A 22,080-nucleotide genomic window follows, 5' to 3' on the forward strand; every position below is an offset into this window, starting at 1 on the left:
TGATTTATATTTAGTTAAGGTTCTTTTTACTTTATAGATGTGCTTTAATTCGAAAGAATATTTGAACAGCCATGGTGAAAATAATTTTAGTTGCGATTATTGTCGCTCTAGTATATTCTCAGCCTGATTTACGTTTGACCGTAGCCGATTGGTTGAGATCAGCTTCTGATTTTTTAATTGAGTCAGTAAAAGTAAAACAATAAAGAATTGTTCTGAGAGATTTAAATTACACCTGAAACAGAAAGCATTTGTTTAATGCATAATGCGACAAAAATAAATATTAATATCCGACTAAATATGTATTTCACAAAATTAATAAATTCTTTTAGATACATAATAGAAAAATATTGTGAAATTTTTGAATAGTTAACGATAATAAGAGATATGAAGCTTAGATTATTTGAGTTCTATTTTATTAAAGACTACTTAAGGCCTTGGTTTGGTCTTATTTATTCTTTATTCTTTCTATTTTTTTTAGGTGCTATTGGGTATCGAATTACAGAGGGCTGGGACTGGGGTGATTGCTTATGGATGGTTCTGATCACAATAACCACTATTGGTTTTGGAGAAGTTCAAACTTTAAGTCCTGAAGGAAGAATTATCACTGTTCTTATAATCGTTGGCGGATTAATTTTTATTCAATTTACCTTCCAAAAAGCTGTTAGATTATTTGAATCCGGCTATTTTCAAAGAGTAAATGAATTACGCTTTAAAAGACTTCTAAGAAAAATGGAAAATCATGTAATTTTGTGCGGATATGGGAGGGTAGGTCAGGAAATATCTAATCAAATAAAAACACAAAATATTCCTATTATTGTTGTAGAAAGCGATGAAGATAGAAAAAAGATTGCTGAAGATAATGGATTAGAAGTTCTTTGTGCCGATGCAACTCTTGATGAAACCTTAAAACTAGCTGGTTTAGATAAATGCAAAAGTTTGGTTGTTACCTTACCTAATGATGCTGCTAATCTATATGTCGTTTTAAGTGCTAAAGGGATAAGAAGTTCAATAAGAGTAATTGCTAGAGCTGGAACGGAAGAAGCAGCTAGTAAATTGAGATTAGCTGGAGCAAGTATTGTTGTTAGTCCTTACATAGCAGCGGGAAGAGCTATGGCCTCAATGGCTTTAAGACCAATAGCGATTGACTTCTTAGATTTATTGGCGGGAAGTGAATGTGAAATTGAAGAATTTGAATTAAGTAATGATATTAGCCTTTTTGAAACTGCAGAAAAGATTACTCTTTTAGAGCTTGGAATAGGTAAAAAGAGTGGTGCAAAAATATTAGCTATTAAGGAAGATGAAAAGTTAATAACCAATCCTGGAGGTGATTTTTTACTTCAGCCTGGTCAGGTATTAATTGCTTTTGGAAGTAAGGAACAACTAACTACCCTTAATAGACTTTTAGGAAATCTTGTAGTTTCAGTTGAATTATTAAAGTAATTTTAAAGGGTTTTGAAAAAATTCCTTAATCTTAAAAAATTTTCTAATTTTAAGAAAAAACCACCTTACTTTACTGAAAATACAAATTATTCAATTAAATAAGTCTGTCTCTTTAATTTTGTGTGAGGAAGATTAAAGAGACAATCTAAAGATAAGTAAAAAGGTTTAAGGAAAAATTAAAAAGAAAATAAGATCAAATAAAAAATAAGTATTGAATGTAACGTAAATATGAAATAATTACAACAAATAAATTTGATTATATAAAATTAATTTGTTAGGAGATTTCATGGCTGCTAAAGAACATAAAAGTTTGCAAGGATCAAAGATTCTTCTGATAGAAGATGATAAAAGTATTAGGCTTACTGTTACTGAATCATTAATAAGTGAAGGTTTTGAAGTATCAAATTTTAAAGATGGGTCTAGTGCTTTAGATTTTATTTTGGGAGAAGGAATAAAAGATTTTGATCTTATCCTTCTGGATTTAATGTTGCCAGGCTTAAATGGGTTAGAGTTATGCAGAAAAATAAGAAATGAAGAATTATATACACCTATATTGATTTTGAGTGCAAAAGGAAATGAATCGGATAGGGTTCTTGGCTTAGAAGTAGGAGCTGATGATTACCTAACAAAGCCATTTGGGATTAGTGAATTAATTGCTAGGTGCAGAGCCTTACTAAGAAGGTCTAAAAGGGGTAAAGAAAAGAAACAAAAAATTGAAACGATAATCGAATATAAAAATATTAAGATGTTTACAGAAGAATGCAGAGTAACAAATTTTAATCAAGAAATAATATTATCTCCAAAAGAATTCAAATTATTAGAATTATTTATCAAAAATCCTAAAAGGGTATGGTCTAGGGATTTAATACTTGAAAAAATATGGGCTATAGATTTTATAGGAGATACAAAAACTGTGGATGTACATGTTAGATGGCTTAGAGAAAAACTAGAAGAAAATCCCTCCGCGCCAAAAATTATAAAGACTGTTAGAGGTTTTGGATATAGGTTCGGATGAAAATTAAATCGCTTCAAGAATTAGTATTGTTCTTTCATGAAAAGTGGAAGATTAAAGTTAAAAAATTTCATAAAAGAGAAGATAAAAATTTACTAACTAAAAAAAGATATAAGGAGTTTATTGACTTTCCCTTTGAAAAAATTCCTCCTTTTGAAATTTTATCTTGGTTGGATTATTCTTCTCAGGGATGGATTATTTTATCATCAGATTTAACTATCAAATATATCAACGATAAAGCTTTAAAACTTATTAGGCGCATTAAGTGTAAGGATGTTATTGGAAAAGCAATAAATGATATTAGTGAATTAGAAATTTTAAGAGATAAAATTCTTTATTCAAGAAAAAAAGATTTACCCTGCTATTTAGATTTCAATATCTTTGGCGATCCAATTAGTGCAAGACTAGTAAAAGGAAGAAAAAAAACTTTTTTAATAGTACTAGAAAGTAAGTTATCTATTGAAGCATTAAAAGATAGACAAACTCAACTAATAAATGATGTTTCTCATGAATTGAAAACCCCCCTTACATCTCTTATTCTTATTGGAGAAAGATTGGAATCAACCGTCTCAAAAAAAGATAAATACCTTATTAAAAGGCTTAAAAAAGAATCTAAAAGATTAAAAAAAATGGTTGAAGAGACATTAGAACTTTCGAAATTAAATAATAGTTTTTCTTACTCAACAAATCAAAAAATTGTTATTGGAAAATTAATTATTGAAACTTGGGAGACATTAAAGCCACTTGCAGAAAAAAAAGAGGTCAATATAAATATCAAGTGTTTAGATAAGTATTTGATTTCAGGTGATTATCAGAATTTAAAAAGAGCTTATATAAACATTATCGATAATGCTATTAGATATTCACCTAATAAAGAGGAAATTAAAATTGAAATTTTTAGAAGAGATAGTTCTGTGGTTATCAAAATTCGTGACAATGGGGTAGGTATAGAAGATGGCGATTTTAATAAGGTTTTTGGACGTTTTTATCGAGGAGATCCTTCTAGGTCAAAATTTAAAAAAAGTGGAAGCGGACTAGGTCTTTCAATAACAAAAACAATAATCACTAACAATAAAGGATTTATTAAGGCCTACAATAATAAAGATGGCGGGGCGACTATAGAAACTATATTTCCTTTAGTTAAATAACATTTGAAAATAATTTTTAAAAGATTTCGGGGCATGATTTTTCTGCTATAAACCTTTTTAAATTCAAAACACCCTCCCTTGTAAAAAGAATACTACCTTCTTTAAGATCATCTGCCCAATAAGAATCCTTTTTCCCAATAGCTAACCAGAGCCTATCGGGTAAAGTTGGCATATACATGCTTTCGAAAGCCGAAGTGTCGATATTATTTTCTTCTTTCATATCTTTGCATGCTTCAATCATTAGTTTAGGTCGATTTAAATAATGCCTAACACCCTGCCAATAATATTTTGTTTCAGCTTTAGCTGGATTAGTTAAAAAAAGAATAAATAGTAAATATTTCATACCTAAATTTTAATTAAACTAAAAGAAATTGATGAAAAGATACCACCTGTTTATAAGGTGGTATCTTTGTTTGATTTTAAATTTTTCCTATATTTAGGAAAAGTGTTTCTCCTGTTGATTTCTTTCCAGTTCCATCATTATCAGTTGAGATCCAGGCTTGACCATCATTATTAATGGCTAATCCTTCAACCTTTTCAAGAATAAAACCACCAGTGGATTTCATTACTGGTTTTAGATCAGTAACCAATTCTTTTTCAACTAAAGGATAAAGTCTTGGAGGCATAGTAGTTTGAAGACCTTCGAAAACTACACCATCTAAATCAACTTTATATATGGCTTTTAGCTTTGCCTTTTTACCATAAAAACTATCTCTTTCAATAACGTAAAGAGCTCCGTCATGATAGGTCAACTCAGAAATCCCTACGCCACCCTTTTTGATTCTATCTAATTGATAATTTACAGCCCCCCATTGCTTACTTATAAGGTTATAGGAAAGTATTTTAGTTGTATTGAAAGTATCATCACCCCATGGTTTTTGTTGAGCAATATAAAGGATATTTCCATTTCTTGTTATTCCTTCGAAACCAGGGTTTTTAGCATAATTAAGATATGAAGGCGGTGGAGTTATCTTCTCTAAAATGTCACCCTCTGAGCTTACATGGTAAATAGCGGGTGGATGTTCAGTTAGTTTTTTCTTGATTCCTTCGGTAGATATATAAAACCCACCCCTCCCATCAGTTGTAATACCCTCTTGATCCATAAATAAAGCTGTTTTGCCATCAAGCTTTATATCTATAGCTCTTTCTAGTAAAGCTGGTGAACTTGAAGGATCAATTACATATATTCTTGGCTGAGTTTTAAATGTTCCATCATTTACAGCATAGATTTTTCCGTCTTCACCAGAAACCATTCCACTTATAGCTCCCCAAGAAACAAATTCAAGGCCATTTTCATTTGTTAAATGTGGGTAAGAAGCTGGCGCGTCTTGCAGTTGATAAATAGTCACATGAGATGATAAACCAGGCTCTTTTTTGTTGTAGTCTTTTTCATTTGCTGATGCTATTAGACCTCTATCAGGAATAGCAACAAATCCTTCTGGTCCAATTCCGGAAGGTAATAGTTGAGTCAATACTGGTTGACTTAATTCTGTTATATCGTAAACAGCTACTATTCCTGCTCTTTCTGCACCAACGAATAAATACGGTGTACCATCAATTTTACCGAATGTAACTGATTCAGGTTCTACACCTTTTTTGCCAGCTCTCCCATCTTGGAAATGACCTATTTGGGCGATTGATCTTTCTAATCTATTTGCATCCTCATATACTACTGTTCCATCTTTTTTGAAAATAGTCCAAGATCTTGATCCACCTCTTTTTGCTTGTCCAGGAGCTTTATGTTTATAGTCCCCTTCGTTCGCTGTTGCAAAATGATCGTTATCTATCCATGTCAGACCGTCTGGTTCTCTTCTTACATTTTTTAGCTTTTTCTTGAATTTATGAGCACCATCTTTCTTTGTATCCATACCAGCCATTTGTTTTACAATGCCAGCTGTAAAATGTGAAATAACTTTACCTTCTTTATCGATAACTGCAAGATGGTTATTCTCTTGAATAGAAACTACAGTTTCACCAAGATCATTAATTGCAACAAATTCAGGTTCTGGATCACTTGGGGCGATACTTGCTAATCCAGTTAAATCTACCTTTTTAATAGAATTACATTGTATTTTTCCTTTTTTATTTAGCTTTACAAGAGAAACATATCCAGCAGGGTTAATCTGTTTCCCATCTTCATCTAATTGAGGAATCTGTCCATCTTTATACTCTTCATCTCTTTCATTTTCTATTGCAACTGCTAAAAACGAACCATCTGGTGAAACAAAAACGCTGTCAGGTTGCCCACCAAGATCACATTCTTTTACCGCTCTTCTTTTGTCTAAATTATATTGAACTAAAGCTCCTGATGGATTGGTATAGCTTTCAGATGTATTTGATCCTATGTATATATTATTTCCTAAAGCAGCAATTCCAGTTGGTTCTGCTTCAAGCTCTACAATCCCAAGGGCTTTTGGTTTTGCAGGATCAGAAATATCAACTAAACCAACTACCCCTAGATCACTATCTGTATACATCAATGTCTTTCCATCTTCTGAGGCTGTAACTACTTCAGAAGATGTTTTGGTTGTAGATTTTGATCCCTCTGGTAAATTTTCACTTACATTAAAAGAAGAAATTCTGTTAAAGTTTTTTTCATTTGTCCAATACTTTGTGTTCCAACTTGCAAATCCACTAGTTGTAGATGAGGCGACAATTGCAAGTAATGCTGAAAAACTTACAGCAGCTAATTTTTTTTTCATTTATTGCATATGAAAATACTAATTAATCTTCCCTTTCTAAAGTTAAGAACAAAAAATACATTTATTAAGATCAATTTAAGGTTTTAAAAATATAAGCAAAAAAAAAAGACCTATCGCTAGATAGGTCTTTTTTTGTGTGTAAGATTTTCTAATTAATTTAATTAGAATGAGAATGATAGGAATGAACCAAATCCAGTAGTGTTATCTGAACCTGCTACTTCAGAAACGTAAACAAAAGGAGTAACACTCATACTGTCGTTAAGTGGATATTCGTAAGAAAGATCGTATGCATAGACGTCTGTTGTACTGTCTTTCATTTGACCATTAGTTCCAACGTTTGCACTTAATGTACCTTCGCCTACATCACCACTGATTCCAAAAGCCCACTGAGTTGTGTCTTCCCCTGTACCTTCTGGAGTACCGAATTCAAAACCACCACTAAGTGTAGTTGGTAATCCTTCAGGACTGTAATAAGCAGTTAAACCGTAGTAGCTGGCTGTGTCTTTATCAGAGTAAGCTGCTGTGAAGCCGTATGAATCTGTCTCATAACCAACAGCTAAGCCATAAGCGTCAGAACTTTGTTCAGTGAACAAACCGGTACCATCTCCACCAGATACACCTATTCCAAGTTCAAAACCATCTCCAAATCCAGTTGAAGCACTAAATGATGTATCACCACTTAAGTCAACAGAGTTTGCAGCGCCACAATCACCTAAGTTGTCAACCATGTTATTCATGGAACATGCATTAGGCCAAGTCTTGGATGCATCCATAGAATGACCAACTGCCATATCCCAAGAACCTACAGGGAAAGAGTAGTTAATGTCGTCAAGCTTTAGTACGTCAGCGTTACCTGAACCCCAGTCTAAACCAACCTTGTCAGCACCAACATTTGTTAGACCATTTCCAGTTTCAATCTCAATGTTTAACTTATCTTCACCTGTGAAGCTTGTATTAAAGTCAACTTCAAGGATGTATTCAAACTGAACTGTATCATTGTTGTTAAGCCCAGTTTGACCACTCGCTGAATCAGTTGCACCTATTAGGAACCCTGCTCCAGCACTCATAGTAGTAGTTTCTGAAAACTGTCCAGCTTCAAATTCGTTAACACGAGCTTCAAGGCCATCAACTCTTCCCTTCATAATTGCCAACTCAGAACCAAGTTCGTCACTTAAGCGATTAATCATTGATCCGTTCATCATTCCTTCTCCGCCTGCAAGAAGATCATCTGATTGAATTACTGAATTCAAAACAGCTGCAGCTTGGATACGAGAAATTGATTTACCGTTGAAGATTGAAGAATCAACATTATTTGTTTTTGTTGATAATTCTTTTAAAGATTCATAAGTCCAATCTCCTGGAAAGAACTCATTACTTTGGAAGTCGCTCATAGAAGCAACCTTTGAAGAATCAGAGTAACTGTTAAGATCAATTGAATTGATCTCTGCAGCGTTAACTGCAAAACCAGTACTCATAGATATAACTGCAGGAACTGCAATTAATTTTTGAAATAATTTCATGTAAAGTCACACACTTTTAAAAATGGATGTTAATCCAAACTTTTTATAACTTTGTAAGGTTAAGAAATTTACAAGAGTTGGTAAAATAAAGCTATTTTTAACTAGCCCTTAATCATTTCTTATATTGATTGACATATTTTTAAGTCTTGTATTCAAATTTAAAAATATTTGAAAATAAATTTCTCAGAAATTCTTTTAATAAGTTTTAGAAACCTAACTGAATAAAGCTTGGTATAAGATAAGTTTAAGAGAAGATTAATTAGCTATTAATTATTAAATAAGCTTAAGAAAACCATTACTAAACAAATACATAAGATGCTATAAATATGGAGTCTTTCAACATTTTAAAACAAGACTTATGAGCATTGCAAAGAAAGCTCTCCTATTCACTTCTGCGCTAGCTCTTATAGCTGGTCCAAGTGTAACCGCTTCAACAAGATTGAGTGGAGCTGGTGCTTCATTTCCAGCAAAAATCTATACTAGATGGTTTTCTGATTTAGCAAAATCAGGTGGACCAAGAGTTAATTACCAGGCAGTTGGTTCTGGTTCTGGAAGAAAAGCATTTATTGATCAAACTGTTAACTTCGGTGCATCAGATGATCCAATGAAAGATAAGGATATTGCAAAGGTTACTAGAGGTCTAGTTCAAATTCCTATGGTTGGTGGAACTATTGCTTTCGGATACAACTATGATTGCGATTTAAAACTTACTCAAGAACAAGCAGTACAGGTTGCAATGGGTATGGTTAAAAACTGGAAAGAATTAGGTTGTAAAGCCGGCAAACTAACTTGGGCACATCGCTCTGATGGTTCAGGAACTACTAAGGCTTTCACAAACTCTATGGAAGCATTTTCACCAACATGGACTCTAGGAACTGGTAAATCAGTTAAGTGGCCAGCAGGTGTTGGAGCAAAAGGAAATTCAGGTGTTGCCGGTGTAATTCAAAATACTCCAGGTGCAATTGGTTATGTTAACCAGTCCTATATTAAAGGTAATGTTAAGGCAGCAGCACTTCAGAATTTATCAGGTGAATTTTTAAAACCATCTGTTGAAGCTGGAGCTAAAGCTCTTAACGGCATTACTTTAGATGAAAATCTTGCGGGTAAGAATCCTAATCCAACAGCAAAAGGTGCATATCCAATTGCTTCTCTAACATGGATACTTGCTTATGAAAAAGGCAATGGTAGAAATACTAAAGCTATCAAGAAGTCATTAAGCACACTTCTAAGTGATGAATATCAAGATAAAGCTCCAACTTTAGGATTTGTTCCACTTAAAGGAGATATCCTTGAGAAATCAAGAGCTGCAGTTAAGAAAATTGGTAGATAATATTTAAAAAATATATTTACATAAAGGGAGAAATTAATTCTCCCTTTTTTTATGCAAAAAGATATTTTGTTGAACCTAATATTAGAGAAATAAGGATAAGTATGTATGTTGGAACTACTTTAAAAAAAGTTAGTAAAGTTGAAATGGAAATTATAAAAATTGAGCTTATTAAAGTGTATTTTGATGAAAGGTAATCCTCTATTAAATTAAAGCCAGAAAAAATAACTGCACCTGGAATTGTATTTATTACTCCTTCAATAAAGAAAGTTAATAAATTATTTCTATTTTTTAAAAGGCCTTTTCCAAAAATAAAAATCAAAATAAAACTTGGTAAAAATATTGCAAACGTTGATATAAATGAATATTTCAAAGCCTGATTAATACCTCCAATTGAAAAACCTGCTTTATATCCAATAAAACTTGTAGTTAATAAGACAGGACCAGGCGTTATTTGACCAATCATTATGCCATCAATAAATTCATTATTTGTTAACCATCCTTGTGAGATAACGTAATCACTCATTAAAGGAATAATTACTAATCCGCCTCCAAATATAAAAAGTCCCGATTTGAAAAAGAATAAAAACAGATTAAGATAATTTATTAAAAACTTTGAGTTTAAAGAATCTTTTAAAAAATTAAAAAACTTAAAAATATTTATAGAGAGTGAACTAAACAAAAATGAGGTCGTTGAAAATATAGATAAAGGGACCAAGCTATAAAAAATATCTTTGAATTTCCTTAAAAATATATTTATCAATCCTGCAATAGTAAGAATTGTTATGAGTGGAAATTGAATACTATTATATTTGGCAAATATAAGGAGAAATAATATTGAGCTAGAGAAAAATATTCGATCAACCTTTAATCTTTTTTTTAATAGAACTAAAGAGAATGAAAAAATTATTCCTGCAATAATAGGAGGATTAAAATAAATTAAATCTGTTAAGAATTTTGATCCAGAACCAATTTGCCAAAAAAAACTAAAAACTAATACCGAAACGAATCCAGGGATAATGAAACATATCCCGGATATCAATCCACCAAGATAACCATTAATTTTAAGACCTATATATATTGCTAATTGAGTAGATATTGGTCCTGGAAGTATTTGACATAATCCAATACCTTTTTCAAAAGATTGTGTTGTTATTAATTTTTTATTATTTATAAGTTCATCTTCGAATAAAGAAATATGAGCATATGGTCCTCCAAAACTGAAAATACCAATTTTTAGAAAAATTTTTGCAAGTTCAATTAATGATATTTTTGCCATTTAAATACTCTAATTTCTAAAAATTAGTTTTTATGGTGATGATAAGCTTTGTTTGATTGATGGTAATTTAAGACTCGAAATCCAAGATAATAATATTAGAAGTGATGAAAAATAAAGACAATATTGAAGACCAATACTTGGATTTCTCCCAATCATAAATAGTAAGCCAGATAGTAATGTTCCAACTAGTCTTCCAGAAGCATTTGCCATGTAATAGAAGCCAACATTTAAACTGACTTTTTCATTATCAGAGTATGCCAAAATCATATAAGAATGTGTAGAAGAATTCATTGCAAAAACAAACCCAAAAATAGTTAGTCCTAAAATTATTGCTATTGATGGAGAACTTTCTCTCCATAATGCGATTCCTATCAAAGATGGTATGACCATTAATACGGCACTCCAAAATTGGATAGCTTTACGATCTGGACTTTCTTTCTGGCCCCACATTTTTCTAATTGCTGGAGCCGAAGCCTGAACAATTCCATAACCTATTACCCAGGCCCCAAGAAAGAATCCTATTTCCATGTAGTCCCAACCAAATGCCATATCAAGGAATACTGGAAGAGCTACAACAAACCAAACATCTCTTGCTCCAAAAAGAAAGAATCTTGCTGCTGAAAGAATATTTATGGCATCTGATTTTGAGAAAAGATCATTAAAAGCTGGTTTGGTTTTCATCTTGCCAATTTCTCCAGGTAAAATTAATGTCAATAAAAAGGCTAAGCAGAGTCCAAAACCCATAATCCCTACAGCATTATTGAATCCAAATAACTTATATAACAGTCCACCCAAGAAAAAACCAACTCCTTTAAGGGCATTTTTAGATCCAGTTAAAATAGCAACCCATTTAAAAAGTTGTTTTTGGCTAGTATCATTGCCATTATTTGTCTTTGGAACAACTGTCTTAACAGCACTTTTAGCACTCATTTTATTTAAATCTTTTGCTATCCCACTGACTGCTTGAGCAATCATAACGTATGCGACACTAAATATTACTGGCCAATCCTCCTTAACTGGAATAAGCATAAAAAGGGCAATGATTTGAAGGATAGTCCCAATCCATAAAGTAAGCCTTAAACCATATCTTGCTCCTATCCAGCCACCATATAGATTAGTAATTATTCCAAAAAACTCATAAAAAAGGAAAAGTAAAGCAATTTGCAGAGTTGTATAACCTAGTTCATGAAAGTGACCAACAACTAATAATCTTAATGCGCCGTCAGTAAGCGTGAACGCCCAATAGTTTGCTGTTACAACACTATATTGTTGAATATTAGATAACTTCATAAAGACATAAATTAAATCTCTTTTTTGATTACATATTCAGTAAGATCTGCAAGCCTGCAGCTGTAACCCCATTCGTTGTCGTACCAAGCGTATATCTTTAATAAATTTGAATTAACAACCATTGTTGATAAACTATCAACTATTGAACTTCTAGAGTCATTTACATAATCTGCAGAAACTAAAGGTCTTTCTTCGTAACCAAGAATTCCTTCTAAATATGTTTCAGATGCTTTTTTAAATTCATTATTTACTTGCTCTTCAGTTACAGCATTATTTAATTCAAAAACTGCATCTGTTAAAGAACCATTAAGTAGAGGAACTCTTACTGCATGGCCATTTAATTTTCCTTTTAATTCTGGGAAGATCTCAGCTATTGCTTTAGCAGATCCAGTAGTAGTAGGTATTAAACTTTGCATACATCCTCTTGCTCTCCTCAAATCACTTTTATAAAAATCTACAGGAACTTGAGTGTTCGTGACATCGTGAATAGTTGTAATAGCGCCATGTTTAATTGAGAAATTTTCATTAATTACCTTTACTATCGGAGCTAAACAATTTGTAGTGCAGGATGCTGCAGTTACTAATTTATGTTTGGAAGGGTCATAAAGATTTTGATTTATACCGTAAACAATATTAAGTGATTCAGCTTCTGCAACAATTCCTTTAACTGGACAAGCTACTATTACTCTTTTCATTCCAAGAGAATCAAAATAGGGATTTAGTTTGTCTGGCTTTTTATTCTTTCCTGTACATTCCAAAATAATATCTACAGAAGATTTTTCCCAAGGTACATCAAGGTAATTTTTAAAAGATGTGTAGGCTAATTTCTTTCCATCAATTATTATTTCTTCTTCTTTAACCTTTATATCTTTCACCCATCTACCATGGACTGAATCAAATTCGAGTAGATGCGCAGCAGCATTCGAATCTCCTGCCATCTCATTTATATGAGTTATTTCTGTATCAGCTCTATCCCATAATGCTCTGAAAACTAATCTGCCAATTCTTCCAAAACCATTAATTCCAATTTTCATAACTTTGAAATTTTCTATTTAAATTATACATCAAAATATTTTGATGTATCAAGACCTTGTTGTTAATGAAATCTTTTTTTTTAAGCTATAATAATAATAATTTAATTACTTTAAAATTGTTAAAAGAGAGTAGCAAAGTAAAAAAAGAAAATATATCTAAGTTGATAGTTTCATTTTCTGATCCTTTTAGACTAGAAATAATTGACCTAATGATGGATGGAGAAGTTTGTGTTTGCGATATTATGAAATTAACTAATTTATCTCAATCAAGAATTTCATATCATATAAAAATTTTGAAGGAAGCTGGTGTTATCACAGACAGACAAGAAGGTAGATGGGTGTATTACAGCCTAAATAAAGAATCTCTCTTTTTGATCAAGGAATGGATAACTTCTTTGACAGATTATTCCTCAACTAGAATACGTTGCTGCAATTAAATTATATTTTAAATTTTATTAATTAACTTCTGATTCCCTGTCATAAGTCATTCCTGATTGTTCCATCCACTCAGCTTTAGTTTTGCAATTTTGTTTGTGATTAAAGATGTGAAAACCTTCAATAATAATCATTACGGATAGAAGTAAAACAGGAATGAAATATACAGGTGAAGATATTACTTCTTTATATTTGATTTGAGCAATGAATTCCTTGTATTTAAACATCCCCACAATTTCTTTTATTAAATAATATTCACCTATGGTTAAGTAAAGTTAAAGAAAAATTTTTTAAGAAATTAAATATAGAGATGTTTACTTAAAAAATAAAACCTTACTAATTGAAAGTCAAACTAAAATAAAAACAGTAATAAGTATTTTAAAATGAGTAAATTTTCCTCTAAAGAAATAGAAAGTCAATACAACCTGATAAAAATGCTTTTATCTGATCCTGAAAAATATAAAGATGCGATAGATGCAGTTAAAAAAGATATTGATTATATGCCAGTAGAACTAAAGAAAAAACTTGAAGAAGAAAAAATTACTTTATAAATAATTTTTTGGAAGACTTAGAAATATTTACTAAATAAAGCATCAAAGGAACTTCTACAAGTACTCCAACTATGGTAGCTAAAGCAGCTCCTGAATTAATCCCAAAAAGAGTTATCGATACAGCTACTGCAAGTTCAAAAAAGTTTGAAGCGGCTATCATAGAGCCTGGACACGAAATAGAATACTTTTGCCTAAAAAACTTCATTGAAAAAGCAGTTAAATAAAAAATAAAAAGAGTCTGTATTATTAATGGAATTGAAATTAAGATTATATGAATAGGATTTTGTAATATAGATTTTGATTGAACAAAGAATAATAAAAAGACTGTAAGAATTAAAAAGAATAACGAATAACTTTTACTTTTATTCAAAATACTTTTTATTCTTTTTTCGCTATAGATTTTATTTTTTAAAAATAATGCTAGAAAAAGTGGTACCAAAATAAAGATTATTACAGAACTAAAAACAGTATCTAACGGGATATCTATACTGTTAAATCCTAAAAGAATTTTTGACAATAATGGAAAGGCTAATATTAATATTAGATCATTAATAGCTACTTGTATTAAAGTAAATAAAGGATCTCCTTTAGCTAGATTACTCCAGACAAAAACCATTGCTGTACATGGCGCTATTCCTAATAGAATCATTCCAGAAACATATTCTTTAGCAAGTACAGGATCTATCAAATTACCATATAAAAAATATAAAAAAGAGGCTGCGATGATTGCCATTGAAACTGGTTTTATTAACCAATTAATAAAAAGGACAATAGAAAATCCTTTAATCTTATATTTCAAATTTATGACTGACTTGAAATCTATTGATAACATCATTGGGAAAATCATTCCCCAAATAAGAATTGCTATTGGAAGATTTATTCTTGAGAGTTCTAATCCGCCTATAAATTGAGATAAATTAGGAAATAAATAACCGGATAAAGATCCAATACACATTGCCGAGAAAACCCAAATACTTAGATATCTATCAGAAAATTTCATTTAATTTTTTTAATCAACTATCCAAAATAGTACTTTATTTAATCTAAATAATAGCCTTTCTTATTTTTGCAGTAATCCATTCACTAAAAATTACCGCTACAACTATTGCTAATAAAATAACTGATACCTTAGCCCAAGCTAAGTCTCCTATTTGAGGATCTAATTCTATCCCTATACCTCCTGCTCCAACTAAGCCAACAACAGTTGCTTCTCTAATATTTATATCCCACCTGTAAATAGAAATACTCGTAAATGCAGGGAGAATTTGGGGCACTATACCAAATTTACCATGTTTGATAAAGATTAATTAAAAAACAAAAGTAGTTTAAGGTCTGTTTATTAATCATTTAACTTTTAGATTCTCAAATTTTAATCAAATATGCCTAGCTCATTAAATATTTTTTAATTTATTTTTAACTTTATAAATTTAACGTAAAAGTTGACTTTAAAAAAATATGATAATTCCTGAAAAACAAAATATTGATCTTGAAGAAAATACTATTTTGGAAGTTAAATCAGGAATATTAATTCTGGAAGCTAAAATTATAAAAAAGAAATTTATAGTTGGGATAATAAAAGAAGAGTGTGTAATAAATTTGGCATTTAGTAATTTTAAAAATATTAAATTAATTGCTTTAACAAATTGCGAAATTAATACTATTGAAAAAGGAGTATATTTTTCATCTAAAGATTTATTAATAAAAAGCTTAACAAGAATTGATCAATTGGAAAAACTTTTGACAATAAGAGAAATTAACAAATCAGAAGAAAAGCTCAAAGAATTTCTTTTATATTTATCTTCAATAATTGGCTTAAAAAAAGATAATCATATTTATCTAAATTTAAAAAAATATAATTTTACTCAGAAACTCATAGGCTATTCAATTTCTACAACAAGAGTAACTATTACAAGAGGTTTAAAAAATCTAGAAAAAAAAGGTTGGCTTAAATTAGAAAAAAAAGGGATTTTAATTCCTTTTAAAGATAATTAACCAAATCTTAATTAAACAGACTTATTTTTAAAACTAAATAAAATAGTTTTATGTCTTGCTCAGTAACATCAGTTTTCACTTTTAAAATCGAAAGTACTTTCGATGAATGGGCTGCAATATTTGATAGTGCAGAAGCAGATAAAAGGCATTCAGAATTTGATATTAAGCCACTTTTTAGAGGAGTAAGTAAGGAAGATCCTCAAAAAGTTATTGTTATTCATCAAGCTCCAGAAGGTAATGTTCAAAAGTTTGTAGAAGCTAATGGTGACTGGATGGCAACTCATAGAGTTGACTTATCAACAATGGAAGAATCATCTTGGACTTCTTCAGCAACAACGGAAAGTTGTTGTGATTAACAAATGAAAAGACTACTATTCCCACTACTAGCTCTCTCAACTATTTTCCTTGCGAGTTGTACTAATAACTCAAACAAAATAGGTACTCAAAAGGTTTCTGAAACCCAAGAAGCAGAGAGAAGTTTGTCTCGATTGGTATGGCTACAGAATTGATACCAAGAAAGCAATTAATGATTTAAGATCTTAAAGTTGAAACCGAATCAGAATTAATGACTTATTGTGATTTCTTCAAGAATGTAGCTGATACAAAATAGTGCGTATTTAATATCTAAAATATATTTTGAAGTTATTTTATTTCTAACTTCTCCGCCTTCCTCAGTATTTGATTCTTCAAAAAAACAAGCGCGTCTAATTTTTCTTCTTTTTCTTCAATATTTACAAATTTCATTTCTGCAATTTCAATAATTGCTTTATTAACATTTTTAAGCTGTTTCTTAATAATTCTTTTTGGGATTTTAATAGATTCCATTGGAATTAATATTTTCTTTATATTCCCTTTATTTTTATTAAAAGCAAGCCCCTTACTACAAAATTCTTTTAATTATTTAATTTATAATTTTTTTATTTAATCTTGCGGTTCTTTATTAGGAAAATAATTTAATATTTTCCGTTTTTTATCAGTATTTAATCTTAAATAGAAATTTTATCTAATGGCAAAATTTCTTGAGCTTTAATCGATTCTGAATGAATGTCATTCTCTAATGTTTTATATAGTCTTCTTGATTGAGGTGATTTGAGCGCATTATTATAATTTTCAATAAATTCAGAGTCATTCAAAAAAGATTTTTGTTCACTTTTAAAATTTTCTTTATAAGAATAATTAATAGATTTGATCTTTATTTCTTGATTATCACTATATGAGGAAGATGAATTTTTAAAAATCATTTTTATATTTACTCTGTTCAATATTTAAGACGTTAAAATAAATAACACATTATTATATTATTTTCCTTAGATTAAGAAGTAATTAAGCAAAAAATAAATTTGTTTAAAAATATTTTTTAAATTTCTAAATGAAATATTTTTTTATCGGTAATAGCTTATTTAATCAAAATTTAATTAAGTGTTAACAATAGAGACCTATAAAATAAAAATTAATAAATAACAACTTATCGAATTTATTGCTTTTTCACTTCTTGAAAATAAAAAATCTGAAGATAGATTGTACAGAAAAGAAATTCAGAGTTATCTTACCCAACTTAATAAAAGACACTTAAAAGCAATTACAAGTGAATTTATCCTCTAAAAAAACTATGAAAAAGCTATTAATTCTTACTACCCTTATAATTTCTTCTTGTAGTACTAAGGATGAACTATCCATTACTGATGAAAATGCATTATTTTCTGTAACTAAAGAAAGTGCAGTTCTTGTATGTGGAGGTAAATCAAGATTAATTGAAAGTAATAATGAAGAAATAATCAAAGTAGAAATCAAGGATTCTTCGAGTACTGAAAAAGAAAAATTTGTTCAATTTACTCTCGTTGAGACAGATAGAAAAGGGGGTAAATATAGAATTGTTAATTGTTATCCAAATAAAGATCCTAAAAAATCGGTAATTAAAACAATAAAGACTAATTACAAGTTAAATTAGTTTTAATTGATATAACGCTAACCACCAGTACAGAAACGAACCGCATCAGATGTTGGCGAACCAGTCGCTTTCATTTCTTCAACACATTCATTAAAGAACTTTGATTCTTTTTTTAATGAGCAAAAGCTTAGTGCAATAGCTACTAAGGCAACAGCTGATACAACTGCAGATCCTAGTTGTATCACTCCATAAGCAAGCATAGCTTTATTCTTTTTAAAATCTTTTTTTGTATCTTTCTTTTTATCAGACATTTTTTTAAAATTCTAAGCTTATTATACTCTACTAATTAACTAGACTCCACATACAGAAAAGGTAAGTTATGACTTAAATGATAATTGTATATTGTTATCCCCTCAGTTTCCATTTCCAGATCGTATTCATCCATGGTTAAGTAAAGTTAAAGAAAATTTTATTTAAAAAATAAATATAAAGATATTTTCTTTTCGTAACTTTTATATATACCTTTAACCCTTCTTAAAGTCTTTTGGAAAATTTAATAGTAGTTTTATAGAACATATCCTTTTTTAATGGAAGAGAAATTAATTCTTTTCAAGAATCGTAAAAGATACGGGATTGAAAAAAATATAGATATCATATTTAAAAATACAACCCTAGTCTTGTCTAGTCTTGTATCAATAGTACTATTTGGAATTATTTTAGTAGTCTTTATTCAGTCATTTGAATCATTCTCAAGATATGGCTTGAATTTTCTTGTAACTTCTGAATGGAATCCTGTAAGAGATGAATATGGAGCTTTTACTGCAATATATGGGACATTAGTTACTTCTATTTTTTCATTATTGATTACTATCCCTTTAGGCGTTGGAACTGCGATATTTATTACAGAGGATTTTGTTCCGAAATTTGTCAGAGAAATAGTAGGTTCATTTGTTGAATTACTAGCAGCTATACCATCTGTTGTATTGGGATTATGGGCAATATTCGTTATGGAACCTTTCCTTAGAGTCTTTTTTGTCTTTTTACATAATTTCTTTGGTTGGATTCCTTTATTCAGTTCGGAGCCTGCTGGTCGGAATTCACTTTTAGCGATAATAATTTTAGTGGTAATGCTTTTGCCAATAGTGACATCTATTGCAAGAGATTCTCTTAATCAAGTTCCAAAAAAGCTTAGGAATGCAGCCTATGGAATTGGTGCAAGTAGATGGAAAACTATATTTTCGGTAATTTTGCCTGCTGCATTATCTGGAATTATGGCAGGTATTCTTTTAGCTTTAGGCAGAGCTATGGGAGAAACTATGGCTGTCACAATGATTATTGGAAATTCCAATTCATTTAGTTGGTCACTATTATCGCCTGGATATACCATCTCCTCTATGCTTGCAAATCAATTTGGAGAAGCAGATGGAAGTCAGGTCTCATCACTTTTTTATGCAGCTTTTGTACTTATGATACTTTCTTTAGTGGTCAATATTTTTGCTCAATGGTTAGTTAAGAAGTTTAGTCTTAAATATTAGATAATTATGAATTCTCTTTATTACCAGAAAAAACTATCAAGAAATGTGGGAGATAAATTCTTCACTTCTTTATCAGTTTTTTGCGCACTCATTGCAATACTTCCTTTGATTTTTGTAGTTACTTATATTCTTATTAAAGGGGGAGCTCAGATAAATCTTGATCTATTTACTTTAGAACCAAATCCTCCTGGAGATGATTTAGATGCAGGGGGAATTAATCCTGCATTAATTGGGACACTAATAATTACAACTATTGCTTCAATTATCGCCATACCAGTAGGGGTAGGCGGAGGTATTTATCTAGCTGAATATTCAAAGGGGGGGGCTTTTTCAAAATTTATTCGATTCGGAGTTAATGTTTTAGCTGGTGTTCCTTCAATAATTGCAGGTGTATTTATTTATGCCTTAATCGTTTCAACAAAAATTTTATTTGGCAGTATGTACAGTGGTTTAGCAGGTGGTATGGCTCTTTCAATATTGATGTTGCCTACAGTTATAAAAACTACTGATGAAGGTTTAAAGTTAGTACCAAATGAATTAAGGTATGCTTCTCTAGGCATAGGAGCAAGTATGTATACAACAATATTAAAAATAACTTTACCTTCAGCATTTAGATCTATTGCTACTGGTGTTGTGCTTGGAATCGCAAGAGCAGCAGGCGAAACGGCACCATTAATTTTTACTGCTTTATTCTCTTATTACTACATAACGGGATTTGGAGATTTGTTCTATGAAATGGGCTCTTTAGCGGTGCTGATATACAATTTTGCCCTTGAACCTTATGATGCGCAGAATAAACTAGCTTGGGCAGCTTCTTTTATTCTTGTTATAACAATACTGTCAGTGAATATATTTTCACGGATATTGGCCGCTTTTACTGAGAAAACCAAGAGGGTATGAAATGATTAAAAATACTAAAAAGTCGCAAAAGAATAAAATTTTAACTCTTGAGGATGTTTCTATTAGTTATGGTACTTTTGAAGCCGTAAGAAATGTTTTTTGCAATTTTAAAAGTGGAGATATAACTTCACTCATCGGCCCTTCTGGTTGCGGAAAATCAACAGTTCTTAGAGCTTTAAATAGAATGAACGATTTAATTCCTAATTGTTCATTGAGAGGGACGGTCCTCTTCGATGGAACTAACATTTATGACAAAAGAGTAGATCCAGTTGAAGTTAGAAGAAGAATCGGAATGGTTTTTCAACAACCTAATCCTTTTCCTAAATCTATCTACGAAAATATTGCATTTGGAGCAAGAATTAATGGATTTGTAGGTGATATGGATGAACTAGTTGAAAGTTCACTAAGAAAAGCTGCTGTATGGAGTGAATGTAAGGATAAATTAAATGATAGTGGTTACTCCTTATCTGGAGGACAACAACAAAGACTATGTATAGCAAGAACCATTGCAATTGAACCGGAAATAATACTTATGGATGAACCTTGTTCAGCATTAGATCCTATTTCAACTTTAAAAATAGAGGAGACTATGCATGAACTTAAGAAGAATTATACAATAATAATTGTGACTCACAATATGCAGCAGGCTCTAAGAGTTAGTGATATGACTGCATTCTTTAATGCAGTTGAATACGAAGAAGGAGATGGAGGAAAGGTTGGATATCTAGCGGAATTCGATTCTACAAAGAAGATTTTTAGTTCTCCTAAGGAAAAAACTACTCAAGAATATATCTCAGGGAAATTCGGATAACTTTTATTTCTTACCTATAAAAGACGAATTTAAACTATTTAAGGGGATTAGGTCTAGACAAACAGTATAAATACCTATATAGTAATTTCTAATTTCCAAAGTAAATTTGAAAAACTTTCCTTATCTTCCTTTTTTAATCTTTGCAGGCGCATTAATAACAACAGCTACTATAGGCTTACCAGTATTCACATCATAAATTTTGAACTCTTTTTTAATCTCTGATGTTATTGTGATTATGAAAAAAGAAGATTTAACCGCAAGTCCTCATATAACATCAATAGATAGAGATTTATTTGACTTTATAAAAAACAGAGTGAAGATAGGTTTATGTGTGAGTGAAAATTTGTTTTAAAACCATCATTTCAAGTGGTGTATTTCTAACTAATTAACTATGAATAAAACTCAAGAACAATTGGAAAAACTAAGAGAGGTCGCTGAGGCTTCTCTAACAAAGACAGAAGAACTGCATAAAGTTTTAGCTCAAATAGAAGCTCTTATGTCTAGAGAAGAAATGCAAAAAGTATCTAAAAAAAATAAATAGGAGATTAAGAAAAAATATTTAAATTGTACTTTTTATTACATCTGTACAATATAAAATTCGTTATCAATTAATTAACAGAACCCGTTCCAAAGTTTCTGTCAGGTCTCGAGGTCTTACCTTCTTTAAGTAAAAGATCTCTTTTTATTTGAAATTGCTTAATATATAGAGTTTACTAAATATTTGAAGGAATTAATTTATAACCTTACTTACTTCTTTCTTGCAAACATTTACATCGAAAGATTCAGTTCCAACAATTTCTAAGCCTGTTTTCTCAGTGACTTTTACAGTAGCGTTGCACTCATCTTGTTTAAGAGCCATATAGCTGGGCTTTTTATTATCTAGTTCTATCTCAGTTTCGGGTTCAAGATTAATATCTTTTTCATATTGCTCCATTACTAATGTAAGGGCTTCAATCTCTACAGAAAAGTTTTCATTAGCATTTAGTCCCAAGGGCACTAACAGAACTTGAAATATAAGAATAGTTATTAATTTTTTCATTATTAAAAGTTAAGTTTATTTTTTTTATAACGTAATTATCAAGTTAAGGAAAGGGTAAAAACTTTTATATTATTTTCTTGGGAACTTATTTTTATCATTAACTATACAAATTTCTTAATTTAATTTACTAAATGAATAATAATAATGAGATTTATATGTATAAATTAGTACGCTCAA

Annotated in this window: 28 protein-coding genes; 15 read left to right on the plus strand and 13 right to left on the minus strand. The window is 30.5% G+C overall.

Annotated elements, in window-relative coordinates; all coding sequences use genetic code 11:
• The first annotated feature begins 71 nt into the window (after window positions 1–71).
• The 4 genes from TX50_RS09925 (at window position 72) to TX50_RS03770 (ending at window position 3,600) form a co-directional block, all read left to right on the plus strand.
• On the plus strand, window positions 72–203 hold the full coding sequence (locus tag TX50_RS09925) for a hypothetical protein (protein ID WP_268741265.1): 132 nt from the start codon (window positions 72–74) through the stop codon (window positions 201–203).
• A gap of 181 nt (window positions 204–384) precedes the next feature.
• Complete coding sequence (locus TX50_RS03760; RefSeq protein WP_011132338.1) at window positions 385–1,440, plus strand: potassium channel family protein; 1,056 nt, start codon at window positions 385–387, stop codon at window positions 1,438–1,440.
• 286 nt (window positions 1,441–1,726) lie between these two features.
• Window positions 1,727–2,455, plus strand: coding sequence for a response regulator transcription factor (locus tag TX50_RS03765; protein ID WP_011132339.1), 729 nt, complete (start codon window positions 1,727–1,729; stop codon window positions 2,453–2,455).
• Window positions 2,452–3,600 (plus strand): PAS domain-containing sensor histidine kinase, encoded by a 1,149-nt coding sequence (locus tag TX50_RS03770; protein WP_011132340.1) that lies wholly within the window; start codon window positions 2,452–2,454, stop codon window positions 3,598–3,600. The genes TX50_RS03765 and TX50_RS03770 overlap by 4 nt, the downstream gene beginning before the upstream one ends.
• 16 nt (window positions 3,601–3,616) lie before the next feature.
• On the opposite strand, the gene TX50_RS03775 is transcribed toward TX50_RS03770, so the two are convergent.
• From TX50_RS03775 to TX50_RS03785, 3 genes are all read right to left on the minus strand, one after another.
• Window positions 3,617–3,943, minus strand: a complete 327-nt coding sequence (locus TX50_RS03775; protein WP_011132341.1) for a hypothetical protein — start codon at window positions 3,941–3,943, stop codon at window positions 3,617–3,619.
• Between the two features lie 76 nt (window positions 3,944–4,019).
• Window positions 4,020–6,302: an esterase-like activity of phytase family protein gene (locus TX50_RS03780; RefSeq protein WP_011132342.1), complete on the minus strand. Its 2,283-nt coding sequence runs from the start codon at window positions 6,300–6,302 to the stop codon at window positions 4,020–4,022.
• A 161-nt stretch (window positions 6,303–6,463) separates the two neighbouring features.
• Window positions 6,464–7,822 carry a porin gene (locus tag TX50_RS03785; RefSeq protein WP_011132343.1) on the minus strand — a complete coding sequence of 453 codons (1,359 nt, stop codon included), beginning with the start codon at window positions 7,820–7,822 and terminating at the stop codon, window positions 6,464–6,466.
• A 358-nt stretch (window positions 7,823–8,180) separates the two neighbouring features.
• Here TX50_RS03785 and pstS point away from each other — a divergent pair, with 358 nt between their 5' ends.
• On the plus strand, window positions 8,181–9,152 hold the full coding sequence (gene pstS / locus TX50_RS03790; RefSeq protein ID WP_011132344.1) for a phosphate ABC transporter substrate-binding protein PstS: 972 nt from the start codon (window positions 8,181–8,183) through the stop codon (window positions 9,150–9,152).
• Between the two features lie 49 nt (window positions 9,153–9,201).
• Here the strand turns inward: pstS and chrA are convergent, their stop codons facing one another.
• The 3 genes from chrA to TX50_RS03805 are packed head-to-tail and all read right to left on the minus strand — an operon-like array spanning window position 9,202 to window position 12,752.
• Entirely contained in the window at window positions 9,202–10,428 is a 1,227-nt protein-coding gene (chrA, locus tag TX50_RS03795) for a chromate efflux transporter (protein WP_011132345.1), read from the minus strand.
• 30 nt (window positions 10,429–10,458) lie between these two features.
• Window positions 10,459–11,718: an organoarsenical effux MFS transporter ArsJ gene (arsJ, locus tag TX50_RS03800; protein ID WP_011132346.1), complete on the minus strand. Its 1,260-nt coding sequence runs from the start codon at window positions 11,716–11,718 to the stop codon at window positions 10,459–10,461.
• Between the two features lie 11 nt (window positions 11,719–11,729).
• The gene (locus TX50_RS03805) at window positions 11,730–12,752 is read right to left on the minus strand and encodes an ArsJ-associated glyceraldehyde-3-phosphate dehydrogenase (RefSeq protein ID WP_011132347.1); all 1,023 of its coding nucleotides are present in this window, start codon (window positions 12,750–12,752) and stop codon (window positions 11,730–11,732) included.
• Between the two features lie 65 nt (window positions 12,753–12,817).
• Here TX50_RS03805 and TX50_RS03810 point away from each other — a divergent pair, with 65 nt between their 5' ends.
• On the plus strand, window positions 12,818–13,189 hold the full coding sequence (locus tag TX50_RS03810) for an ArsR/SmtB family transcription factor (protein WP_225866772.1): 372 nt from the start codon (window positions 12,818–12,820) through the stop codon (window positions 13,187–13,189).
• An 18-nt stretch (window positions 13,190–13,207) separates the two neighbouring features.
• Here TX50_RS03810 and TX50_RS03815 read toward each other — a convergent pair whose 3' ends face one another.
• Window positions 13,208–13,414 carry a hypothetical protein gene (locus tag TX50_RS03815; RefSeq protein WP_225866773.1) on the minus strand — a complete coding sequence of 69 codons (207 nt, stop codon included), beginning with the start codon at window positions 13,412–13,414 and terminating at the stop codon, window positions 13,208–13,210.
• A gap of 156 nt (window positions 13,415–13,570) precedes the next feature.
• Between TX50_RS03815 and TX50_RS03820 the strand changes: the two genes are divergently transcribed.
• Window positions 13,571–13,738 carry a hypothetical protein gene (locus tag TX50_RS03820; protein ID WP_011132349.1) on the plus strand — a complete coding sequence of 56 codons (168 nt, stop codon included), beginning with the start codon at window positions 13,571–13,573 and terminating at the stop codon, window positions 13,736–13,738.
• Here the strand turns inward: TX50_RS03820 and arsB are convergent.
• Together arsB and TX50_RS03830 are read right to left on the minus strand one after the other, a co-directional pair.
• Window positions 13,728–14,738 (minus strand): ACR3 family arsenite efflux transporter, encoded by a 1,011-nt coding sequence (arsB, locus tag TX50_RS03825; protein WP_036930807.1) that lies wholly within the window; start codon window positions 14,736–14,738, stop codon window positions 13,728–13,730. The two genes, TX50_RS03820 and arsB, sit on opposite strands and share 11 nt — an antisense overlap.
• Window positions 14,739–14,781: 43 nt before the next feature.
• Window positions 14,782–15,012 carry a PhnE/PtxC family ABC transporter permease gene (locus TX50_RS03830; protein ID WP_011132351.1) on the minus strand — a complete coding sequence of 77 codons (231 nt, stop codon included), beginning with the start codon at window positions 15,010–15,012 and terminating at the stop codon, window positions 14,782–14,784.
• Window positions 15,013–15,193: 181 nt separating this feature from the next.
• Between TX50_RS03830 and TX50_RS03835 the strand changes: the two genes are divergently transcribed.
• From TX50_RS03835 to TX50_RS09860, 3 genes are read left to right on the plus strand one after another with little or no spacing between them, the layout of a single operon-like run.
• Window positions 15,194–15,730, plus strand: a complete 537-nt coding sequence (locus TX50_RS03835) for a helix-turn-helix domain-containing protein (RefSeq protein WP_011132352.1) — start codon at window positions 15,194–15,196, stop codon at window positions 15,728–15,730.
• Between the two features lie 50 nt (window positions 15,731–15,780).
• Window positions 15,781–16,086: a DUF3764 family protein gene (locus tag TX50_RS03840; protein ID WP_011132353.1), complete on the plus strand. Its 306-nt coding sequence runs from the start codon at window positions 15,781–15,783 to the stop codon at window positions 16,084–16,086.
• Between the two features lie 3 nt (window positions 16,087–16,089).
• Window positions 16,090–16,239, plus strand: coding sequence for a hypothetical protein (locus TX50_RS09860; RefSeq protein ID WP_225866774.1), 150 nt, complete (start codon window positions 16,090–16,092; stop codon window positions 16,237–16,239).
• A 133-nt stretch (window positions 16,240–16,372) separates the two neighbouring features.
• On the opposite strand, the gene TX50_RS03845 is transcribed toward TX50_RS09860, so the two are convergent.
• Window positions 16,373–16,555: a hypothetical protein gene (locus TX50_RS03845; RefSeq protein ID WP_036930801.1), complete on the minus strand. Its 183-nt coding sequence runs from the start codon at window positions 16,553–16,555 to the stop codon at window positions 16,373–16,375.
• 161 nt (window positions 16,556–16,716) lie between these two features.
• Window positions 16,717–16,971, minus strand: a complete 255-nt coding sequence (locus TX50_RS03850) for a hypothetical protein (protein ID WP_011132354.1) — start codon at window positions 16,969–16,971, stop codon at window positions 16,717–16,719.
• A gap of 368 nt (window positions 16,972–17,339) precedes the next feature.
• On the opposite strand from TX50_RS03850, the gene TX50_RS03855 reads away from it, so the two are divergent.
• Window positions 17,340–17,678, plus strand: a complete 339-nt coding sequence (locus tag TX50_RS03855) for a hypothetical protein (RefSeq protein WP_011132355.1) — start codon at window positions 17,340–17,342, stop codon at window positions 17,676–17,678.
• Window positions 17,679–17,695: 17 nt separating this feature from the next.
• Here the strand turns inward: TX50_RS03855 and TX50_RS03860 are convergent, their stop codons facing one another.
• Window positions 17,696–17,929, minus strand: a complete 234-nt coding sequence (locus tag TX50_RS03860; RefSeq protein ID WP_011132356.1) for a hypothetical protein — start codon at window positions 17,927–17,929, stop codon at window positions 17,696–17,698.
• 276 nt (window positions 17,930–18,205) lie between these two features.
• Between TX50_RS03860 and pstC the strand changes: the two genes are divergently transcribed.
• From pstC to TX50_RS09630, 4 genes are all read left to right on the plus strand, one after another.
• A complete protein-coding gene (pstC, locus tag TX50_RS03865; RefSeq protein WP_011132357.1) occupies window positions 18,206–19,153 on the plus strand; it encodes a phosphate ABC transporter permease subunit PstC in 948 nt (315 codons plus the stop codon).
• Window positions 19,154–19,159: 6 nt separating this feature from the next.
• Window positions 19,160–20,053, plus strand: coding sequence for a phosphate ABC transporter permease PstA (gene pstA, locus TX50_RS03870; protein ID WP_011132358.1), 894 nt, complete (start codon window positions 19,160–19,162; stop codon window positions 20,051–20,053).
• A gap of 1 nt (window position 20,054) precedes the next feature.
• Window positions 20,055–20,864 (plus strand): phosphate ABC transporter ATP-binding protein PstB, encoded by an 810-nt coding sequence (pstB, locus tag TX50_RS03875; RefSeq protein ID WP_011132359.1) that lies wholly within the window; start codon window positions 20,055–20,057, stop codon window positions 20,862–20,864.
• Window positions 20,865–21,255: 391 nt separating this feature from the next.
• Complete coding sequence (locus tag TX50_RS09630) at window positions 21,256–21,405, plus strand: hypothetical protein (protein ID WP_011820175.1); 150 nt, start codon at window positions 21,256–21,258, stop codon at window positions 21,403–21,405.
• 189 nt (window positions 21,406–21,594) lie between these two features.
• On the opposite strand, the gene TX50_RS03880 is transcribed toward TX50_RS09630, so the two are convergent.
• On the minus strand, window positions 21,595–21,903 hold the full coding sequence (locus tag TX50_RS03880; RefSeq protein WP_011132360.1) for a hypothetical protein: 309 nt from the start codon (window positions 21,901–21,903) through the stop codon (window positions 21,595–21,597).
• Window positions 21,904–22,080 lie beyond the last annotated feature (177 nt).

The sequence above is a fragment of the Prochlorococcus marinus subsp. pastoris str. CCMP1986 genome (assembly GCF_000011465.1).
GTDB classification, from domain to species: Bacteria; Cyanobacteriota; Cyanobacteriia; order PCC-6307; family Cyanobiaceae; genus Prochlorococcus_A; species Prochlorococcus_A pastoris.